Below are 20,200 nucleotides of genomic sequence, written 5' to 3'. Positions count from 1 at the left end.
GGATAATACCCCTAGGAATTTGGGTCCAATGAAGTTTGATCCAAACCATCCCGCGATCAAGAAGGCACAACAGTGCGTGAGTGACTCGCGCGCAAATGTCAGCGATCAGACAAAATTTGGAGCAATACGGACTTTTGGCGAGAAGCTCTCGGATGCCATTGGGGAGTATCAAGGAAGGCCCAGGAAGCGTAATTTCGGAAATCTCGAAAAGCAGCAGGATTATTTAATTGCGCTTCGAGAAGCTGGGATACTCAGCATATCGGAATATGATGACTTTGATACCGTTAGAGAGATCGGTAACAAAGGAGCTCATGGAGATGAAATATTTTCTAGAAGCCGGCAACGCGCGTTGGACGCATTCAATCGTTTATTAAATGCCTTTCAATCCTCCAGTTCATCACAATCTAAACCGCCTCTACATGCTGACCCAAAGCATTCAGGAAAATCTTCGCAATCATCTTTCACCTCTCCGCCCAAGCCGGCACCTTCGGTCATTCATTTTCCGTCTCCGCCGCCCAAGCCGACACCACCGGCTGAGGTTCCATTTCGATCGTCCCGCCCCCGACCCGACCCAGACTTCCACCCTTGGCAATGGGTCGGAGGCATCGTTGGCCTCTTGGTGATTGTCTCGATTGTCCGGTCATGCGTGGCCGGGCTGACGTCTACGTTCTCGCCAACTCCACAACCGCCCCAAGCCGTCGTGTCATCGTTCGCCGACGCCCCGACGACGGCAGCCCCGACATATTATGAAACCAGCTTCAATTGCGATCGAGCGAGGGGGTGGGCGGAGCAGCAGATATGCTCGACGTCATCGCTCGCCGACTCCGACCGTCGTCAGGCCGCCCTCTATTCGTCGGCGATGGCTCGTGCCGGCGGAGCGGATCGAGCGGACCTTCGGCAAAGTCAGCGAAACTGGCTAGCGGTACGAAACGGTTGCGGGGACGTCTCTTGCATCGAGCAAGCCTACACCGACAGAATAGGGATATTGGAAAGCTGGGCACCGACCCCCGTTCCGGCAGATGGCGGTAGCCAGGATGCGCAGCCGCAACCTCCACACGGCGAGGTTCGAGCCGATCCGCCGACGGGCGCGATCACCTGCATACTTCCATACGGCCAGGAGATGCAGGCCACAAAAACCGAGTGTGAAAGACTAGGTGGATCGGTATATAACTGACGCCTACTCGATACAGCCCGTGGACTCCAATCTTATATTTGGCCCTCTACCGATAGAGAGCTTTACTGGTAGCGCCCGGCTAACATCCACAATGCTGTAGCCGACCGCCCGGTTTATATCCGCCTTACTGCCGGTGGGATTAACAACGAATCTCAGTAATATCACTTCTCTACCTTGATAATTCCCCATTCCGCCGTACAGGAAAGCCGCACTGGCTCGCCCTTGGGAGTCCTTCAGTAAGGAGACTATTTGACCAACGTCTTTTGGTCCAGGAACGTATTCCGGTACGAATAGGTCCATGTTATTCTTTAGGGGTATACCTTCGCTGGCCATTTGACCAGCCCATCGATCAGAGCTTATCTGAGATCCATCACGAGAATCAAACATATTGAAGCTGTATTTATAACCTGTAGCAGATATAATTGCTGTCGACCTTCCTCCTATCTTGTTGTCGAGTGTGACAAGGAAACGATTTCTCACGGACTGGATGGCGATGCTCTGAGGCGAGTTTTGTGCACCATATCCAGCGCTATAAGTGCAGGATTTAATTGGCCGATAGCGAGGCACTCCGGGAAGCCGGTCCTGACGAATTGCGATATTTGGGGGCTGCGGGCCTTTATCCAATAAGGCGAGTATCGGCATTTGCTGCTCTAACTCAGCGCACCCGGACAGCAATAGGCTTATGCCTACCACAAGTGACCCGAAAGTGACCGTCTGCCCCATTCGCATACCGCCCTCCCCCCTAACGATAAGTAGTAGTCACAGAATCACGCCGGACGTGCAACTATTTCAGAGTTTGGCGCATCTCTCCGTGGTTGTCATCTAACAGCTTACTAAACGCAGATATTGCGCGGCGGCAAGGCCGTGTCGTCGGTTGCTTGGCGCCGCGTCAGCCGACCCGGCCAAACCGCTCGCAATTACGATTACGGTGACAGTTTACTAAATGCACCAAATCCGAAGGCTACCGCACCTCCACGAACCGTTCCCCGCCTTCCAGCAGTGCCGCAATCCTCGTCCATCGCTCTTCCAACCACGCCGTCAGCACGACGTTCGCCGCGTTCCCGCACCGCAGCCACAACAACGCAAACCGATCTGGCAGCCGCAGCACGACGAAATCCTCGTCCTTGCTCGCCAGCACTCGCCCTCGGCTTCGGCGCGATTGGCGATGGCGGCGTCGCTCGCGGCGAGGAGCCCGACCTGGCTGACATGCACCGCCTCATGCTCGCGCTCGCGCAGCCATCGGCAAGCGCCGGCGGAAGCTGCGCGTCGATCAGGAACTTCATTCGGCGGCGAGGACCACCGGGTGGTCGGCCAGGCCCGCCGCATAGGCCAGCACCGCGCGGACATCATCCTCGCTGATATAGGGGAAGTCCGCCGCAATCTGCGCCGCCGTCGCGCCGCCCGCCAGCATCTCCAGCACGTCGGTCACGCGCATGCGGGTGCCGGCCAGCGTGGGGCGCCCACCGCAGACGGCGGGGTCGACCGCGATGCGAGGGAAGCCGGTCAGGATCATCGGGAGAGAATGTCGTAGATTTGCGATTATCGCAACTTTGCGGACATCGAGATGCGATTACGGCAAATCACTCGCTCCGCTTCGTGATCCGCAAACGCCTCACGGCGACATGCTTCGCCAAGGCCTGCCGCACCCGGTCGAACAGCAATTCCGGGATCGCATCATATACCGGCGAGTCGCGCCCCGGCGCGATACGAACGTCCGGACCCGGCCACGTAAACCGGTTGAGCTCGTCGGTGACGATCCAGCTTCGTTCCTGATCGAGCCCGAGCACGCGCTTTACCTTTCCCGGTATCTCGATCGCGTCGTCGGGCCGACCGGGAGCGCTGTGCGTCACCGGCGCGACGATGATCTCGGTTCGGCCTTCGCGCACGATATGCGCGACGACCACCACCGCCGGCCGATCCTTCAGCCCTTCCTCTTGCCCCTTCGCCGCCTCGCGCGCCCACAGATACGCGTAGCGGATGACGTCAGCCGGTTTCGGTATCGTCCATGAGGTAATTGAGCGCCTTTGATCGTTCGGAGACTTCGGCGTTGAGGATCGCGTCGAGCGTTTCGTCATCCAGGTCTTCCGTCCTGATCACCTGACGGTCGCGCCGCATCAGCCGCTCATATTCCTTGAGCGAGAGCATCACGACGCGAGTCGTGCCGTGCCGCGTGATCCCGATCGGGCGCTGCATCGCTTCGTCGGTGTAGAAGCCGAAGCGGTTGGCGACGTCCTTGGCGGACACGGCGAGGAGGGATTCTGGCATGGGAGGTGACCGTTCAGCTATCGCTATCTTAGCTATAAGCGCGGTTATAGGTATTCTCGTGGGAATGTCGACTGGTTTTCCGATATCCCGCCGCGGCAACGCCGCGTCGTCAGACGGCGCTCCAGGCGCCGCGGGCCGACCCCGGCTTAAGCTCGGATTTAGCTATGCTGAATCCATCGCCGCCGGGACCGCGTTTTCGGGTCGCTCGCGGCGGAACAGTTAGGCCTGCCGTCCTATTACCGCACCGAAAAGTCGAAGAACCGCGCGACGCTGGCACCTCCCGACCCGATCATGATGAAGCTGTATTCGCCCGCGGGTAAGGGGCTAGACGGCCGCACGGAAAACACGCCCGGGCGATCCTCGTCGAACGTGAAATCGACGCGGTCCTTGCTGACCACCCCGGATTGGAAGCCTGTGATGTTTCCACGGCCTATGCGGGCTTCTCGACTTCCATCCTTCCTTTGCAGCCGGATCAGCGAGAACTGACTGGGAGAATCCGGCGTGCCGGTTGGCTCGTCGAAGCTGCTGGCGGAGGCTCGGGGCGGAAGATAGAAAAAGAAGGTCGGGGATGGTTCGCTCGTCTGAACTCGGGCGCTCTCCCCCTGGAGCACGACCTTGGTGCTGATCTTGGCGATGCCGTAGCTCAACGCGCTTCCCAGAAACCCTCCGGTTTTGGTCTGTCCGGAGACATTCGCTTCGATGCGCACCAGCTCGCCCGCGCGCATTAGATAGATGCCTGGCGGCCTCGCCGCCGGGGGCCTCACGCCCGCTGCAGTCGAGCGCGCCGGTGCCCTTGCGTCCGGCGCGGCACTGCTCCCGCCTCTCTTCCGGCCATCGGCAGCGAGCATCGCGGCGATGACCGAGCTTGGCACGCCACGCTTCTTCAACATGATCAACTGCGCCGTGGAGAGATCGAAGTTGGTGTCGGAGGACTGAATCTTCGCGATGATCGCGTCTGGATCGAGCCCGGCCGTCGCCAGCGCGATTATCGAACTATTGGTAAGCGTGTCGGCCAGGGCAGGCGAAGAAATCGCAAGTGCCAGTACCGCAAGCGCAGACAACACCCTCATGACGTCTCTCCCCCCGACTCGACTCCCGGGCAGACACTAGGCTTGCTCGTCTGGGGATCAAGCGGCACGTTCATTCACGGCGGTCACCGTCATTCGCCGCCATTGCCCTAATTCCTGTCGCCCTTGCCAGCGATCGTCTCGCCGGGGCTTGCAATGTTGGATTTCGTATGACAGCGTTCCTTGTTTGTTCTTTTAGGCGCACAGGCATGATGAAGGTGATTGCCCAACCTCATCCCCGCCGATCGATGGCGCGGCTCGGCGCTTCGCTCACTGCGCCGCCTCGCGCCCGATTCCTTGCACGCGGATAGTGTGCCCTTGGTGTGATCTTTGGATCGCCCGCCACCGCAGACAGTGTCAACTTCGTGTCAACTTCCGCGCCCGCCTCAACCCTATGGCCAGTGCGAACATTGGGAACATTCGCGCCCGCCGGCTTCGGCCCGAGCGCGTGATTAGCGGTCGCCGATCACCTCGCCGCGGGGGCGGCCGCGCGCCGCAGCCGGTCGTTGATCGCCTCGCCGATGCCATCGTCGGGGACCGGCGCGACAGCGATCCTCGGCTTTGTTGACGCGTCGGCTTTGTGGAGTAAATCGAACAATCGCGTCGCCGCCTCGGTCAGGTCGCCCGTCGCCGACAGCGTGGCGTCGCCGGGGGTCGCGCCGAAGCCGATCATCCATTCGTCCGCGGCGGCGCGCGGCGCGTCGATGCGCAAGGGTTTGCGGGGGGCGTAATGCGACGACAATTGCCCCGGCGCCTCGATCGTCGCGGCGTCCTCGCCCCCGGTGTCGAAGCGGTCGACCCGCGCCTTGCCCGCCGACAGCGCGGCGAGGATATCGGCACCCGCGATCGGGCCGTGGCGCAGGATGCGGGTCATCCCGAACACTTCGCGCACGATGGTCGATTCGATGCCCTGGCGCGTCGGGCCGTCGTCGATCACCAGCGGGACGCGGCCGCCCAGGCTGGCGACGACATGCTCGACCCGGGTCGGGCTGATCGTGCCCGATGCGTTGGCCGACGGCGCCGCGAGCGGCTTGCCGCACGCTTCGAGCAGCGCGCGCATCGCCCGATGCTGGGGCACACGGATCGCGATCGTATCGAGCCCCGCCGTCACCAGCGAGGCGATCCCCGACGACGGCTTCACCGGCAGCACCAACGTCAGCGGCCCCGGCCAGAACGCCTTGGCCAGCGTCTCCGCGCGGGCATCGAACGCCGCCAGCTTCTTCGCCGCGGCCATGTCGAGCACATGGACGATCAGCGGGTTGAAGCTCGGCCGGCCCTTCGTGGCATAGATCCGCGCCACCGCGGCGCCGTCGGTCGCGTCGGCGGCGAGGCCGTACACCGTCTCGGTCGGCACCGCGACGCATTGCCCGGCGGCGATCAGCGCCGCCGCCTCGGCGATATTGTGCGCGTTGAACGGCAGGATTCGAGTGTTTGGCGGCTCCATATTCGGCGGCTATAGCGCGCCCGTCCGAGAGAGGAACCCGATGCCGTTCACCCCCGCGTTGCGCGAACAACGCTTCGTCCTGGATCATGTCGCTCGCTTGGCCGAGCTCGCGGCGACCGACCGCTTCGCCGGCGCGACGCCCGACATCGTCGACGCGGTGCTCGAAGGGATCGGCCAATTCGCAGCGGGCGAATGGGCGCCGCTCGCCCGCGCGGGCGATACCGAGGGCGCGAGATGGACCCCGGATGGCGTGAAGATGCCAGCGGGCTACGCCGAGGCCTATCGCGCCTACGTCGAGGGCGGCTGGGGGACGATCGGCGCGCCCGAAGCATTCGGCGGACAGGGATTGCCGTTCGTGCTGGCGAGCGCGGTGCTCGAGACTTTGGGGTCGGCGAACACCGGCTTCGCGCTTGCCCCGACGCTGACCGTGGGCGCGATCGAGGCTTTGCTCCACCACGGCACGCCCGAGCAGCAGGCGGCATACCTCCCGCACCTCGCGACCGGCGCGTGGACGGGCACGATGAACCTGACCGAGCCGCAGGCGGGCTCCGACGTCGGGGCGCTCCGGGCGACCGCGACCCCGCGCGGCGACGGGACGTGGAGCATCAAGGGCACAAAGATCTTCATCTCGTTCGGCGACCACGACATGGCCGACAACATCGTCCACCTCGTGCTCGCCCGGACGCCGGAAGCGCCCGAGGGCACGCGCGGCATCTCGCTGTTCCTCGTTCCCAAATACCGGCTGGATGCCGACGGCAAACCGGGCGAGTTCAACGACGTCCGCGTCGTGTCGATCGAGCACAAGATGGGGCTGCACGCCTCCCCGACCTGCGTGCTGTCGTTCGGCGACCATGACGGTTGCATCGGCGAACTGATCGGCCTCGAAATGGGTGGAATGCGCGCGATGTTCACGATGATGAACAATGCGCGGTTGAACGTCGGGCTACAGGGCGTCCAGATCGCGGAGGCCGCGACGCAGAAGGCGGTCGACTATGCGCGTGAACGCATCCAGGGCGCCCGCGCCGGCTCGCCCGACAAGACCCCGGTTGCGATCGTCGAGCATCCCGACGTCCGGCGCATGCTGATGCGGATGAAAGCGCAGACGCAAGCCGCGCGCGCGTTGGTCTATCTCGCGGCCAGCCAAGTGGATCGGGCCGGGATGGGCGACGAAGCCGCGCGCGACCGGCTCGAAATCCTCACGCCATTGGCCAAGGCGCACGCCACCGATATCGGCAACGAAGTCGCCAGCCTCGGTGTCCAGGTCCATGGCGGGATGGGCTATATCGAGGAGACCGGGGCCGCGCAGTTCTTCCGCGATGCGCGAATCTTCCCGATCTACGAAGGGACCAACGGCATCCAGGCCGCCGATCTGGTCGGACGCAAGCTCGGCCTGTCGAATGGTGCGGCATTCGCGACGCTGATCGCCGACATGCGCCGAGACGCCGAAAGCCCGGATTTGCGAAACCTCATCGACGCTTGCGACGAAGTCGGCCGCCGTCTCGCCACCGCCGATGCCGACGATCGGCTCGCGGCGAGCTATCCGTTCCTCAATATGCTGTCGGTCGCGGTTTGCGGGTGGCTGATGGAGTGTCAGGGCCGTGCCGCCGACGGCGGCGACGATTTCTGCCGCATGAAGCGAGCGGTTGCCGATTTCTACGGCGAGCAGATCGTCCCCGAAGCGCTCGGGCTGCAAGCCGCCGCGACCGCTTCAGCCGCCGCGCTCTACGCCATTCCCGCCGACCTGTTCGCGGCATGAGCTTCGACCTCGACGCCTATCTCGCGCGGATTCGCTTGCCCGCGCGAGCGACGGTCGACGCGCACGGGCTCGCCGCGGTCCAGCGCGCGCATCGGCTCGCCATCCCGTTCGAGAATCTCGACATCCGGCTCGGGCGCGGCATCCGCATCGACAGCGAATCGGTGTTCGCCAAGCTGGTGACCGCCAGGCGCGGCGGCTATTGTTTCGAGCAGAACCGGCTGTTCGGCGACGCGCTGGCCGAGCTGGGGTTCACCGTCCGACCGCTGCTCGCCCGCGTGTGGCTCGGCGCGAGCGAGACGCCGGGGCGGACGCATACCTTGCTGTTGGTGACGATCGACGGACAGGATTGGATCGCCGACGCCGGGTTCGGCGGCAGCTATGCGCCGCCGATGCCGCTGGTCGCCGGTGCCGAAGCCGGCGCGCCCGATGGTGCGCTGTTCCGGCTGAGCGAAGATCACCGCGGCTGGGTGCTGGCGCGCAACGGGCACCCCGCCGCAACCGATGGTCGAGGCGGCGGCGGCGACTGGATCGATCAGTTCAGCTTCACGCTGGGCCCCGTCGCGCCGATCGACCTCGCCATGTCGAACCATTGGACCGCCACCGCGCCGGGCACACGCTTCACCGATCTGGTGGTCGTCAGCATCGCGCTGCCCAACGGCTTCGCATCGCTGACCGACCGCAGCTATCGGCGCTATGCCGGCGGCGAGGAAACATCGGCGCTCATCGACGATCCGCGAGTCTATCGCATGCGGCTTGGCATGATGTTCGGACTTGATCTGAGCGCGGACGAAGTCGCCGCGCTGAGATTGTTCTAAGCGCGCTCGAGCAAGTCGGCGGCATCCAATCCGAGCAGATCGATATGCTCGGCGATTCGCGGCCACTGGTCGTTGATGAAGCGCTGGCGCTCGGCGACGCGCAGCTTCTCGGCGGCGCCGGGGAGAACGAACATACCGACCCCGCGCCGAACCTCGACATAGCCGTCGTCCTGAAAGCTCTGATACGCCTTTGCGACGGTGAGCGGATTGGCGCCATTTTCGGCCGCAAGCGCGCGAACCGAGGGGAGCTGATCGCCGGCGCGATATTCGCCGCGCAGGATCGCGGCCGCGATACCACCGCGCAGGCGGATATAGACCGGGCTATCGTCGTTGCTGAGTGACATGCTGCCTTAATACAGCAATTGGCGGACGCGTCCAGTCGATTAACCGCGCCAATGCGAAATAATCTTGTCCAAATCGGGACGCGGCCTTTCCTCCAATTGCTTCGCTGGCGTGCCGAGAAAGATGAACCCGGCGATCCGTTCCGGCGCCGCGCCGAACGCATCGCGCACCCGGTCGGAATAGGCCGCCCAGCCGGTCAGCCAGCCTCCGGCGAACCCCATCGCGTGCGCGGCATGCAGCAGGTTCATCCCCGCGGCGCCCGCCGACAGCTCCTGCTCCCATAGCGGGATGTGACTTTGCGGATTGGGCGACGACAGCAGGACGACGAGCGTCGGCGCCTGATGGGCGAATTGTTCGAAGCTCTCGATCTCCAGCCGCGCCGCCTGCGGGCGCTCGGCGCGATAGGCATGGATGATCAGCGCCGCGAGCGCGTCGCGCCGGTGCGCGGGCACCACCACGAAACGCCACGGCGCGAGCTTGCCGTGGTCGGGCGTCCGCGCGGCGATGGTCAGGATCTGCTCGAGCTGGGCCGCATCGGGACCTGGCGCGATCAGGTCGCGCGGCTTGCCCGAACGGCGCGTGGCGAGCAGCGAGAGCGGGGTTGAGGCGTCGTTGAACATGCCCGTCATCTAGGCACGCGGCGCGAGTATTTACACCCGGGGCTTTGCCGCTAGTGTCGCGCGCATCCGAACCGCCGCATTCGACGGCGACGCATGCTTCAGGGGAGTGCAGAATGGTCGAGACACCGACGGCGGACAGCCCGGCCGAACCCGATATCAGCCATGTCGATCCGACCGCGAAGAGCACTTGGCTCGGCCATCCCCGCCAGCTCGCGCGGCTATTCTCGATCGAGATGTGGGAGCGGTTCGGCTTCTACGGCATGCGCGCGCTGTTGGTGCTGTATCTTACCAAGCACTTCCTGCTCGCAGACCATGAAGCGAGTGGCATCGTCGGCGGCTTCCTGAGTCTCGTCTATCTCACGCCGCTGGTCGGCGGCTGGCTGGCCGACCGCTACCTCGGATCGAAGCGATCGGTGAAATTCGGCGCGTTGGTGATGGCGCTCGGCTACTTCCTCCTCTGCTTCGGCGGACAGCAAGGCACGCCCTACGCGACGATCAATGGCCAGCGGTACAACGTGACTCAGGCGGCGCCCGCCACCCCGCTCGCGATCAACACCGCGCCGCAGACGATCAATATGAATGGCAAGGTGTTGACGATTCACGGCATGCCCGACGGATCGGTTCAACTGCTCGGCGACGGCGGCGCGGTGGTAAATACCGTCCCCGCGCAGGCGTTCAGCTCGGGCGCGGATCGCCAGCCGTTCTACACGACCATGCTACTCGTCGCGCTGAGCCTGATCGTGATCGGCAACGGCTTCTTCAAGCCCAACATCTCGACCATCGTCGGCTCGCTTTATGGGCCGGGCGATCGGCGTCGCGATGCCGGCTTCACCATCTTCTACGCGGGCATCAACCTCGGCTCGATCCTCGGGCAGGCGGCGTGCCCCTGGCTGGTCAACCATTTCGGCTGGTGGGCCGGGTTCCTGATCGTCTCGTTCGTGCTGCTGATCGCCTATGTGCTGATGCAGTTCGATGGCGGGCGGCTGTCGGGGTATGGCGAGCCGCCGACGCAGACGGGCCGCGATCGCGCGCCGCTCATCTACCTTCTGTCGTTCGTTTCGGTGATCGTATTCTGGCTGGTGTTTCAGAACGTGATGACGACCCCCGAGGCGAAGCCGGGCGCCGGCGTGATCGGCTACCTGATCGCCACCCCGTTTCTCGGCAAGGTGCTGCTCGGGATATTCCTTGCGGCGGTGATCGGCATACCGATTTGGTCGTGGCGCGTCGGCGAAAAGGTCGAGCGCGAGATGATGCTCGCAGCGATCATCCTGGTCGTGTTCAACGTTACGTTCTGGGCGTTGTTCGAGCAGGCAGCATCGTCGCTGACGCTGTTCGCGGACCGCAACACGACGCTGGAGATATTCGGGTTCCACATGTCGGCCGCAGCGACTCAGCAGTTCAATCCGATCGTCGTCGTGCTGTTCGCGCCGGTGATGAGTTGGCTGTGGCTGAGCCTTGCCAAGCGCGGGTTGGAACCATCGATTCAGGTCAAGTTCGCGATCGCGCTGATGCTGGTCGGGCTCGGCTTCGTCGTGCTGGCGCTCTGCGGATCGACCGCCAACGAAGCCTTCCGGGTGTCGTTATGGTGGCTGGTGCTGACCTATTTCCTCCACTCGATCGCCGAATTGTGCATCTCCCCGGTCGGGCTTTCGATGATCACCAAACTGTCGATCGCGCGGATCGTAGGGATGATGATGGGGGTCTGGTTCCTGTCGATCTCGGTCGGCGAATACCTCGCCGGCGCCGCGGCGCAGTCAGCGGCGGTGAAAACGGTCGGGGGGCAAGTGACCAACCCCGAGCTCGCGCTCCACACCTATCTCCACACCTTCATGACCGGCGGCGAGCTGACGATCGGCGCGGGGGTCGTGCTACTGGTGATCTCGCCGCTGCTCAAGCGGCTGATGCATGGGGTGACCTGATCGGGCCGAGCTACAGCTTGACGCGTTTCATCCCGGCTTCGTTGTAGCGCGGACCCGCCGTGCCGCCCGCCGGAGCGGCTGCGGCAATCGCGGCGACGTCTTCCGCGTCCAGCGTCAGGTCGGCCGCCGCGGCCGAATCGCGCATCGTAACGCGGCGCTTGACCCCGGGGATGGGCACCACGTCATCGCCTTGCGCAAGCAGCCACGCCAGCGCGACTTGCGCATTCGACACGCCGTGGCGCTCGGCCACCTCGGCTATCGCATCCACGATCTTGAGGTTCTGCGGCAGCGTGTCCGGCTGATAGCGCGGGTCGTTGCGGCGCCAATCGTCGGCGGCGAGATCGTCGAGGCTGCGGATGCCGCCGGCCAGGAACCCGCGCCCGAGCGGGCTGTACGGCACGAAGCCGATCCCGTTGTCGCGACAGGCATCGAGAATCTCACCCTCGATGTCGCGCTCCCATACCGAATATTCGCTCTGCAGCGCGGTGATCGGGTGCACTTTGGCGGCGCGGCGCACGGTGTCGGCGGCGGCTTCGGACAGGCCGATGTGACGGACCTTCCCCTCGTTCACCAGCTCGGCCATCCCACCGATCGTTTCCTCGATCGGCACGTCGGGATCGACTCGGTGCTGATAGAACAGGTCGATCGTTTCAATCCCCAGCCGCTTGAGCGATCCTTCGCAGGCCCGCCGTGCATTTTCAGGGCTGCCGTCGACGCCCACGGCCTCATTGCCGCTCCAGCGCATCGCGAACTTGGTCGCGATCACCAGCCCGTCGCGCTTGCCCTTGATCGCCTCGCCGACCAATTCCTCGTTCGAGAATGGCCCGTACATTTCTGCGGTATCGAAGAACGTGATGCCGAGGTCGATCGCTTCGTGGATCGTCGCGATCGATTCGTCGTCGTCGGCCGCGCCATAGCGAATATTGCCGCCGCGGATCATCGGCATGCAGCCGATGCCGATCGCCGAAACCTTGAGGCCGCCGTCGTGGCGGCCGAGCGTGCGATACTTCATCCAGGCGTTTCCTCGAGCATCCGATCGGTCTCGCCTTGCGGAGCGCCTCCGCTTCTGGCCGCGATCGTAGCGGTAACGGCCACATCCATCGTCACGTTGCCGACCGTGCGAAATAAATCCGGCACGGTCTCGACCGCGACCAGCAAGCCCAGCGCTTCGATCGGCACCCCCATCGCGATCGATACCGGCGCGACCGAGGCGAAGAAGCTGATCGTGCCCGGCAGCGATACCGATCCCATCGTCGTGATCGCCGCGGTGGCGACCCCGGCGGCGAGCTGGCCGGGGCCGATCACGGTTCCGGTCAAGTGCGCGACGTAGAGCGCGACCGCGAGGTTCATGCCCGGGCTGGTCGCGCGGAACACCGCGACCGCGATCGGCAGCACGATTCCGGATGTGCTCGCCGGCGCGCCGAGCGCCTCGCTCGACCGAAGCATCGTCGGCAGTGAGGCGAGCGACGATGAGGTCGACAGCGCGACGACCTGGCTCGGCAGCACCGCACGCGCGAATCGCCCGACCCCGACGCGCGCTCCGATCGCCGCGATCGGATAGGCCGACAGCAGCACCAGAATGCCAATTGTCGAGACGGTCGCGATGTAATGCGCCAGCGCCCCGAACGCCGCGGCGCCGGTTTCCATCCCGACCCCGAACGCGAGGCAGAACACGCCGAGCGGCGCGAGCACCAGCACCCAGCCGATGATCACCACCATCGCGTCGGCGATCGCCTGAAAGAAATCGATCAGCAGCTTGCGCGACGGCGCGGGGAGCCGTGTGATCGCGAACGCGAACACCATCGCGAACACGGTGAGCGACAGGAACGCGTCGCTCGACGCCGCGGCGATGATGTTGGTCGGGACGATCGAATCGAAGAACTGGCCGAGCCCGGGCACTTGCCCGCCCGACTTTGCGCTCGACAGCGACGCGCGCAGCGCCGCCGCCCAGTCGGCGCGGAGCGGGAACAGGTTGAGCAACAACGGCGTGACGATCGCCGACATGATCGTGTTGACCCACAGGATCACGACGAACGCGATCAGCGCGCGCACCGCGATCCGTCCGGCGCGCGCCGCCTCGGCCGACGCGGCGATGCCGATCACCAGCAGCGCGACGACCAGCGGCACGATCACCATCTGCAGCCCGTGCAGCCACGCACCGCCGACGGGCTTGGTGAAGGCGAGCAGCCAGCCGCCGGCCCCCGGCCCCCATTTGGCGAGAACGATGCCGAGGACCAGCCCGGCAACCAATGCGGTCAGGATACGAAACGCCTGGCTCATGCTCGCCCTTCTCCGTTCGCCGCGCTAAGACGCGGCCAAGACGCGCAAGATAGCGAACGGAAACGGGGACGATGGCAAGAAAATATTTCGGCACCGACGGCATTCGCGGGCGCACCAACGCCGCGCCGATGACCGCCGGGATGGCGATGAAGGTCGGCATGGCGGCGGGCGCGCACTTCGTCCGCGGCGACCACAAGCACCGCGTCGTGATCGGCAAGGATACGCGCCTGTCGGGCTATATGATCGAAGCCGCGATGGAGGCGGGGTTCACGTCGGTGGGCATGGACGTGACTCTCGTCGGGCCGCTGCCGACCCCGGCGATCGGCATGCTGACCAAATCGATGCGCGCCGACCTCGGCGTGATGATCTCGGCGAGCCACAACCCGTACGCCGACAACGGGATCAAATTGTTCGGTCCCGATGGCTACAAGCTCAGCGATGCCGACGAGATGGCGATCGAGAAACTGATCGACGGCGAGGTGCCGCTAGCGCCTGCGCCCGAGATCGGCCGCGCGCGACGGATCGACGATGCCAAGGGCCGCTACATCCACTTCGCCAAGTCGACCTTCCCGGACGATCTCACGCTCGACGGGCTCAAGATCGTGGTCGATTGCGCCAATGGTGCAGCCTATCAGGTCGCCCCCTCGGCGCTGTGGGAATTGGGCGCCGACGTGATCGCGATCGGGGTCAGCCCGAACGGCACCAATATCAATGACCAGGTCGGGTCGACCGCGCCGCAGACGCTGTGCGAGACGGTGGTGGCATCGGGCGCGCAGATCGGGATCGCGCTCGACGGCGACGCCGACCGGTTGATCGTCGTCGATGAGACTGGCCGAGTCATCGACGGAGACCAGTTGATGGCGGTGATCGCGACCGGCTGGGCGCGCGCCGGGAACCTCGCCAATGGCGGACTGGTAGCGACGGTGATGTCGAACCTCGGGCTCGAACGCCATCTGGCGGCACAAGGCATCAAGCTGATCCGCACCGCGGTCGGCGACCGCTACGTGCTCGAGGCGATGCGCGGCCAGGGCTATAACGTCGGCGGCGAGCAATCGGGGCACATCATCCTGTCGGACTATGCGACGACCGGCGACGGGCTGGTCGCGGCGCTGCAGATCCTCGCCGAGCTGGTGCGCTCGGGGCAGCCGGCGAGCGAGCTGCTCCACCGCTTCGACCCGCTCCCGCAATTGCTCAAGAATGTGCGCTTCAAGGGCGGCAGGCCGCTCGACGATGCGGCCGTCAAGGCGGCGATCGCCGATGCCGAGGGCGAACTCGAAGGCAAGGGCCGGCTGGTGATCCGCCCCTCGGGCACCGAGCCGGTGATCCGCGTCATGGCCGAGGGCGAGGATGCGGGCCAGGTCGAAGCCGTGGTGGATCGCATCTGCGACGCCGTGAGGGCCGCGGCGGGCTGAACGGCCAGTCCCAAAAGTCACGCTAGGGTCACACTATCGCGATGTTCTGCGGCCCAAGGTTACACCGGTTAGCCGCCAGCGAACGCGATCAAATTGCCGTCGGGGTCAGCGAGGATGAAGGTTTGCGCACCCCAAGGCTCGGGGCGCAGCTTCTGGTGAAACTCGACGCCCGCCGCCGCGAACTCGGTGTAGAGCGGGGCGATGGCATCGGCGACGATCGTCGCGGCCAGTGCGTCGGCCTCGTGCACCCGGAAGGCGGGGTCAAACACCGGCCCGTCGACATGCCGCAGGTTGAGCCGGGCGCCTTCGCGCGCAACTTGCGCATAGAAGGGCGGATCGCCGTGGACGAAGGCCGCCGCAAACCCGATCCGCGCGAAGAAGGCGCACGACGCGGCGATGTCGGTGACGAACAATTGCGGCTCGGCGATCAGCACGCCTCGTTGGCCCATGCGGTCAGCAAGGTGTGCGCGATCGCGTAATGCGGTGGGCTGAGGAACGGTGCCGAAGGATCGCCCGCCAGCACCTTTTTCACATCGGCGCGCGCGACCCACATCGCGTCCTGCAACTCCCTGACGTCGAGCGTTATCGCATCGTCCTCCGCCACCCCGATGCACGCCATCATCAGCGAGGAGGGGAACGGCCAAGGCTGGCTCGCGACGTAGCGCACGTTCGATACGCGCACGCCGGCCTCCTCCCAAATCTCACGCGCGACCGCTTCCTCGATCGATTCGCCCGGCTCCATGAATCCCGCGAGCGCCGAATAGCGTCCCGGCGGCCATTGCGGGCCGCGGCCGACCAGCGCTCGACCGTCATGCTCGGCGATCATGATCACGACCGGATCGGTGCGCGGAAAATGCTCGGCGCCGCACGTGTTGCACAGCCGCCCCCAGCCCGCGCGGAACATCGCGGTGGCGTTCCCGCAATTCGGGCAGAAGCGGTGGCGGCTGTGCCAGTCGAGCACGCTGCGCGCGGCGGCGTAAGTCTCAGCCTCGCCCGGCTGCATCTGGTCGAGCGCGCGGAACAAGCTGGGCGAGCGGCCCGCCGGTGCGCGCATCCCGTCGATATAAGCGGCGAAGTGCGGCTTGCCGTCGATCAGCCCGAGCAGCACCAGCTCGGCATCGGCGGGCGCGTCGGCCAGGCTGGTCCAGCCGAGCGTCCCGTCGCCGCTCACTTCCGGCTCGAAATTCTCGAGCTTGAGCAACTTCGCGCGCCCGTCCCCCATCGCCGCCGCCAGCCCTTCGGGATCGTGGCGCAGGTGGTCGGCGCGATCGAGGGGACTGCCAGTAAGACCTGGGGCAGTAAAACCTGGGGCTGTGAAACCGGGTGCGATCACCGCCGCGCGTATCGCGCCATGTCGCTCTGGAGCGCCTTCACCGTGTCGGCGCGCAGCGGCCATTTCTCGCCGGGGAAATAATTGACCATCACCGTCCCCCGCATCTTCCTAACCGGGTTGACCCAGGCGATCGTCCCAGCCGCGCCGCCCCAGCCATAGGTGCCGACGCCCATCGAATCCGCCTTGTCCTCGAGGATCACCGATCCGCCCGCACCGAACCCCATTTTCGGCCCCATCGTGCCGCCCGTATTGCCGGGCAGCGATCCGAACTCGACACTGCGCGGCAACAGGTTGGACATGGCGAGCTTCGCGGTTTCGGCGCGCATGATGCGCACGCCGTCGAGCTCGCCATAGTTCTGCAGCATGTGCAGGAAACGGTCGTAATCGCTCGCCGACATGACGAGCCCGGCGCCGCCATAGGGAAAGCTCGGCGGCGTCAAATAGACCGAAGTCGCGGCCGGATCGAATGCGATCATCGTACCGCCGGGGCCGAACGCGTAAACGGTGGCCAAGCGGCCGACCTCGCTCCTCGGCACCGTCCAGAAGCTCGACCGCATCTTGAGCGGCTTGAAGATGCGGGTGTTGACGAAGGTATCGAACGGCATCCCCGACACCTTCTCGATCACCGCGCCCATCAGGTCGAGCCCGATCGAATAGCTCCACTTGGTGCCCGGCTCGGCGATCAGCGGCAAGGTCGCGAGCCGGTTGGCGAATTCCTGGATGTTGGGCGCACGGACTCGGCGCGACTGCGCTTCCCCCGCGGCGTTGATCTGCGCGGGATTGATGCCAAGCATGCGGTATCGTTCGAGCAGCGTCCCTTTCGCCCCCACCGGCTGGCCGAGATCGTAGCCCAGCCCGGCGGTGTGCGTGAGCAGATTGCGGATCGTGATCGGCGCCTTGGCCGGGTGCGTGGCATCGACCGACCCGTTGGGATCGTCGAGCACGCGCATCGTCTTGAACGCGGGGAGCACGTCGCTGAGCGGCTCGTCGAGGCGGAGCTTGCCCTGATCGATCAGGATCATCGCCGCCATCGCGGTGACCGGCTTGGTCATCGAATAGACTCGCCACAGGCTGTCGAGCCCGGCGCGTCTGGCGTCATCGTCGCGCGCGACTCGCCCGGCCGAAACGAACAGTGTCGGGCGATCGCCGATACCGAACGCGCCGACCACGCCGGGCGTCTTGCCGCTCGCGACGTACGAATCGAACAGCGCCTGAGTCGCCGGCAACGGGCTGGCGCGGGCGGGCGCAAGCTGCGGCGCGGGGGCGACGGCGGTCTGCCGCGCGAGGGCGCCGCCGGCGAGCAACGCCGCGAGCGCGCCACCGGTCAGAACGGGAGTAAGAAACGCGCGCATCAGGCCCCTCCTCCTATCGCTTCGGCCGCTTTGGCGAAGACCGTGGGCAGCCCCGCTTCGCGCAACGACTCGATCGGCCACCAGATGGCGCCGTCCCCGGCTGCATGCCGCTCGACGCGCGCGGTCGCAAGCGCGAGTTGCAAATCGAAATGGGTGAAGCCGTGCGCGACCGTGGCGTTGCGCAAGCGCCAGTCGCCGACGATCGGAGCGTCGGTCACGCCCGGCGGATGGCCAGTCCATGACCCGGTCGGCAGCGCGCGCATCCCGCCGAGCAGCCCCTTGGGCGGGCGGCGGACGAGCAGCACCTCGTCGCCCGCTTGCGCCCAGAAGATCGTGCCATGGCGTTGCGGCTTGGGCGGCTTGGCGGGCTTCACCGGAAACGCCTCCTGATCGCCCGCCGCATACGCCGCGCAAGCGCCGCGCAGCGGGCAGAGCAGGCAGCGCGGGTTACTCGGCGTGCAGATCGCGCTGCCAAGGTCCATCATCGCTTGCGCGAAATCGCCCGAGCGGACGGGCGGAGTGATCGATTCGGCGGCGGCGCGAACGGCTGACTTGGTGCCGGCGCGGAACAGGCGCGAGGCGACTCGCTCGACATTGGCGTCGACCACCGTCGCCGGCTCTTCGAACGCGATCGCGGCGATTGCGGCGGCGGTATAGTCGCCGATCCCGGGAAGCTGGCGCAATGCGGCTTCGGTGGTCGGGAACGCGCCCGCATGCTCCGCCACCACCACCTTGGCGCAAGCGACGAGGTTGCGGGCACGGGCATAGTATCCAAGGCCAGCCCACGCGGCCATGACATCGTCGTCGGACGCCGAGGCGAGGCTAGCGAAATCGGGCCAGCGCTCGATCCAGGCGGCGAAGCGCGGAGCGACGGTCGCCACACCAGTCTGCTGGAGCATCACCTCCGACAGCCACACGCGATACGGGTCGGGCACCTCGCCCGGCGAGGCGCGCCACGGCAGCTCGCGGCGATGCCTGTCATACCAGCCGAGCAAGTCGTCCGCGATCGCCCCTGACGGCGTTGGTGGAGAATGCTTGGCGGCCACCCCGTGGCTATGGCATGGATGAAGCGATGAGCAAGCGCGCCACCCCCAAGGCTCCGGCCCAGCCCAAGGAATCCGGCCGCCCGCGCGGCGGGCCGGCGCGCGCGGTGGCCGATTTGCTCCCGCGCGTCGGCGGCGCGGCGTTCAAGCGCTACGGCTTCGTCCAAGCGGGGATCGTCACGCGCTGGGCGGAGATCGTCGGGGCCAAATATGCGGGCGTGTCGACGCCCGAATCGATCCGTTTCCCGCCGGGCAAGAAAGCCGACGGCGTACTCACCGTGACGGTCAAGGGCGCGCACGCCGCGATGATGCAGCACATCGCGCCCGAGATCGTCGAGCGGGTCAACCGCTTCTTCGGCTATGCCGCGGTCGCGCGGTTGGTGCTCAAGCAAGGCAACGTCGCGCCGCGCCCGTCGCGCACCGCGCCACCGAGCCTGCGCGCGATCGAGCCGCCCGCCGCACTCGGCGACGGATTGCGCGCGATCGCCGATCCCGAATTGCGCGCGGTGCTGACCGCGCTTGCCGCCGGCGTCGCCGCGACCAGCGGCCCGCCGATCGTCGGCGATGAGCTCAAGTCGCTCGTCGTTGCCGGAAAAATTCGATGACCTTCGCCTGATGGAGTTCCCAATGAAGTTTGCTGCCCTGCTCGCTGCGTTGCCGCTGCTCCTCGTTACCGCGTGCGGCGGCGGGGATGCCAACACCACCGCGCCCGCGGGCAGCGTCGCTGCGGTCAAACCGCCGGCGGGCAAGAACTGGCTCGAAACGGTCAGCAAGACGCCCGAAGGCGGGTTCCGCATGGGCAATCCCGACGCGCCGCTCAAGCTGGTGGAGTACGGGTCGCGCGCTTGCCCGTATTGCGGGATGTTCGACGCCGAGGGTTTCCCCGTGCTCAAGTCCGATTACATCGCCACCGGCAAAGTCAGCTACGAATTCCGCGAATATCCGATCCACGGCGCGCTTGACCTCGCGCCGATCCTGCTCGGCCAGTGCACAGGCGACACCGCCACGTTCTTCCCGCTGCTCGACCAGATGTTCAAGAACCAGGAAACGCTGTTGCAGAACGAGCAGGCGGTCTCCGCCAGGGTCCAGGCGATGCCGAACCCGACCCCGAACCAAGTCGCCACCGCTTATGCCGAAGGGCTTGGTTATATCGATTTCATGAAGCAGCGCGGGTTGCCCGAGGACAAGGCGCGTGCCTGCCTCAACGATCCGGCGGGCATCAAACGGATCACCGATCAGGCCAAGTTCGCCGAGGACAAGTTCCAGGTCAACTCGACTCCGACCTTCATCCTCAACGACGTCAAGCTCGATTCGGTCGATACCTGGGCGAAGCTGAAGGCCGTGCTCGCGCAGCGCGGCGCCTGACCGCCGCCGGCGC

At 65.6% G+C, this 20,200-nt stretch carries 21 protein-coding genes; 7 read left to right on the top strand and 14 right to left on the bottom strand.

Going from position 1 to position 20,200, the window contains the following annotated elements; translation table 11 throughout:
- The first annotated feature begins 28 nt into the window (after positions 1 to 28).
- Positions 29 to 1,174, top strand: a complete 1,146-nt coding sequence (locus VH326_RS07205) for a lysozyme inhibitor LprI family protein (RefSeq protein ID WP_329631127.1) — start codon at positions 29 to 31, stop codon at positions 1,172 to 1,174.
- A gap of 961 nt (positions 1,175 to 2,135) precedes the next feature.
- On the opposite strand, the gene VH326_RS07200 is transcribed toward VH326_RS07205, so the two are convergent.
- The 6 genes from VH326_RS07200 to VH326_RS07175 all read right to left on the bottom strand — a co-directional run bounded on the left by VH326_RS07200 (position 2,136) and on the right by VH326_RS07175 (position 5,950).
- Positions 2,136 to 2,312: a hypothetical protein gene (locus VH326_RS07200; protein ID WP_329631126.1), complete on the bottom strand. Its 177-nt coding sequence runs from the start codon at positions 2,310 to 2,312 to the stop codon at positions 2,136 to 2,138.
- Positions 2,313 to 2,453: 141 nt separating this feature from the next.
- The gene (locus tag VH326_RS07195; RefSeq protein WP_329631125.1) at positions 2,454 to 2,687 is read right to left on the bottom strand and encodes a DUF433 domain-containing protein; all 234 of its coding nucleotides are present in this window, start codon (positions 2,685 to 2,687) and stop codon (positions 2,454 to 2,456) included.
- Between the two features lie 67 nt (positions 2,688 to 2,754).
- A complete protein-coding gene (locus VH326_RS07190) occupies positions 2,755 to 3,081 on the bottom strand; it encodes a hypothetical protein (protein WP_329631124.1) in 327 nt (108 codons plus the stop codon).
- Positions 3,082 to 3,157: 76 nt separating this feature from the next.
- A complete protein-coding gene (locus VH326_RS07185; RefSeq protein ID WP_329631123.1) occupies positions 3,158 to 3,439 on the bottom strand; it encodes a type II toxin-antitoxin system prevent-host-death family antitoxin in 282 nt (93 codons plus the stop codon).
- A gap of 236 nt (positions 3,440 to 3,675) precedes the next feature.
- Positions 3,676 to 4,509 carry a hypothetical protein gene (locus VH326_RS07180; protein WP_329631122.1) on the bottom strand — a complete coding sequence of 278 codons (834 nt, stop codon included), beginning with the start codon at positions 4,507 to 4,509 and terminating at the stop codon, positions 3,676 to 3,678.
- 463 nt (positions 4,510 to 4,972) lie between these two features.
- The gene (locus VH326_RS07175; RefSeq protein WP_329631121.1) at positions 4,973 to 5,950 is read right to left on the bottom strand and encodes an L-threonylcarbamoyladenylate synthase; all 978 of its coding nucleotides are present in this window, start codon (positions 5,948 to 5,950) and stop codon (positions 4,973 to 4,975) included.
- A gap of 40 nt (positions 5,951 to 5,990) precedes the next feature.
- Between VH326_RS07175 and VH326_RS07170 the strand changes: the two genes are divergently transcribed.
- Together VH326_RS07170 and VH326_RS07165 are read left to right on the top strand one after the other, a co-directional pair.
- The gene (locus VH326_RS07170) at positions 5,991 to 7,706 is read left to right on the top strand and encodes an acyl-CoA dehydrogenase (protein ID WP_329631120.1); all 1,716 of its coding nucleotides are present in this window, start codon (positions 5,991 to 5,993) and stop codon (positions 7,704 to 7,706) included.
- Positions 7,703 to 8,521 (top strand): arylamine N-acetyltransferase family protein, encoded by an 819-nt coding sequence (locus VH326_RS07165; RefSeq protein ID WP_329631119.1) that lies wholly within the window; start codon positions 7,703 to 7,705, stop codon positions 8,519 to 8,521. The genes VH326_RS07170 and VH326_RS07165 overlap by 4 nt, the downstream gene beginning before the upstream one ends.
- Here the strand turns inward: VH326_RS07165 and VH326_RS07160 are convergent.
- Together VH326_RS07160 and VH326_RS07155 are read right to left on the bottom strand one after the other, a co-directional pair.
- Positions 8,518 to 8,865, bottom strand: a complete 348-nt coding sequence (locus VH326_RS07160; RefSeq protein WP_329631118.1) for a GntR family transcriptional regulator — start codon at positions 8,863 to 8,865, stop codon at positions 8,518 to 8,520. The two genes, VH326_RS07165 and VH326_RS07160, sit on opposite strands and share 4 nt — an antisense overlap.
- A 39-nt stretch (positions 8,866 to 8,904) precedes the next feature.
- A complete protein-coding gene (locus VH326_RS07155; RefSeq protein WP_329631361.1) occupies positions 8,905 to 9,483 on the bottom strand; it encodes a nitroreductase in 579 nt (192 codons plus the stop codon).
- 113 nt (positions 9,484 to 9,596) lie between these two features.
- Here VH326_RS07155 and VH326_RS07150 point away from each other — a divergent pair, with 113 nt between their 5' ends.
- Positions 9,597 to 11,402: a peptide MFS transporter gene (locus VH326_RS07150; protein WP_329631117.1), complete on the top strand. Its 1,806-nt coding sequence runs from the start codon at positions 9,597 to 9,599 to the stop codon at positions 11,400 to 11,402.
- A gap of 10 nt (positions 11,403 to 11,412) precedes the next feature.
- On the opposite strand, the gene VH326_RS07145 is transcribed toward VH326_RS07150, so the two are convergent.
- Positions 11,413 to 12,414 carry an aldo/keto reductase gene (locus VH326_RS07145; RefSeq protein ID WP_329631116.1) on the bottom strand — a complete coding sequence of 334 codons (1,002 nt, stop codon included), beginning with the start codon at positions 12,412 to 12,414 and terminating at the stop codon, positions 11,413 to 11,415.
- Positions 12,411 to 13,682: a dicarboxylate/amino acid:cation symporter gene (locus VH326_RS07140; RefSeq protein WP_329631115.1), complete on the bottom strand. Its 1,272-nt coding sequence runs from the start codon at positions 13,680 to 13,682 to the stop codon at positions 12,411 to 12,413. Before VH326_RS07140 ends, VH326_RS07145 begins: the two co-directional genes overlap by 4 nt.
- 71 nt (positions 13,683 to 13,753) lie before the next feature.
- On the opposite strand from VH326_RS07140, the gene glmM reads away from it, so the two are divergent.
- Positions 13,754 to 15,094 carry a phosphoglucosamine mutase gene (gene glmM, locus VH326_RS07135; RefSeq protein WP_329631114.1) on the top strand — a complete coding sequence of 447 codons (1,341 nt, stop codon included), beginning with the start codon at positions 13,754 to 13,756 and terminating at the stop codon, positions 15,092 to 15,094.
- Between the two features lie 68 nt (positions 15,095 to 15,162).
- On the opposite strand, the gene VH326_RS07130 is transcribed toward glmM, so the two are convergent.
- From VH326_RS07130 to VH326_RS07115, 4 genes are read right to left on the bottom strand one after another with little or no spacing between them, the layout of a single operon-like run.
- On the bottom strand, positions 15,163 to 15,543 hold the full coding sequence (locus tag VH326_RS07130; protein ID WP_329631113.1) for a VOC family protein: 381 nt from the start codon (positions 15,541 to 15,543) through the stop codon (positions 15,163 to 15,165).
- On the bottom strand, positions 15,522 to 16,427 hold the full coding sequence (gene nudC / locus VH326_RS07125) for an NAD(+) diphosphatase (RefSeq protein ID WP_329631112.1): 906 nt from the start codon (positions 16,425 to 16,427) through the stop codon (positions 15,522 to 15,524). The genes VH326_RS07130 and nudC overlap by 22 nt, the downstream gene beginning before the upstream one ends.
- Complete coding sequence (locus VH326_RS07120) at positions 16,424 to 17,779, bottom strand: serine hydrolase domain-containing protein (protein ID WP_329631111.1); 1,356 nt, start codon at positions 17,777 to 17,779, stop codon at positions 16,424 to 16,426. The genes nudC and VH326_RS07120 overlap by 4 nt, the downstream gene beginning before the upstream one ends.
- Positions 17,779 to 18,825 (bottom strand): A/G-specific adenine glycosylase, encoded by a 1,047-nt coding sequence (locus tag VH326_RS07115; RefSeq protein WP_329631110.1) that lies wholly within the window; start codon positions 18,823 to 18,825, stop codon positions 17,779 to 17,781. The genes VH326_RS07120 and VH326_RS07115 overlap by 1 nt, the downstream gene beginning before the upstream one ends.
- 14 nt (positions 18,826 to 18,839) lie before the next feature.
- Here VH326_RS07115 and VH326_RS07110 point away from each other — a divergent pair, with 14 nt between their 5' ends.
- Complete coding sequence (locus tag VH326_RS07110; RefSeq protein WP_414714256.1) at positions 18,840 to 19,427, top strand: DUF721 domain-containing protein; 588 nt, start codon at positions 18,840 to 18,842, stop codon at positions 19,425 to 19,427.
- A 22-nt stretch (positions 19,428 to 19,449) separates the two neighbouring features.
- Positions 19,450 to 20,187, top strand: a complete 738-nt coding sequence (locus VH326_RS07105) for a DsbA family protein (RefSeq protein ID WP_329631108.1) — start codon at positions 19,450 to 19,452, stop codon at positions 20,185 to 20,187.
- Positions 20,188 to 20,200: the final 13 nt, after the last annotated feature.

Source organism: Sphingomonas sp. (genome assembly GCF_036269755.1).
Lineage (GTDB): Bacteria > Pseudomonadota > Alphaproteobacteria > Sphingomonadales > Sphingomonadaceae > Sphingomonas.
The sequence above is the reverse complement of the archived record's forward strand: the minus strand, read 5'-3'. Positions and strand labels throughout refer to the sequence as shown.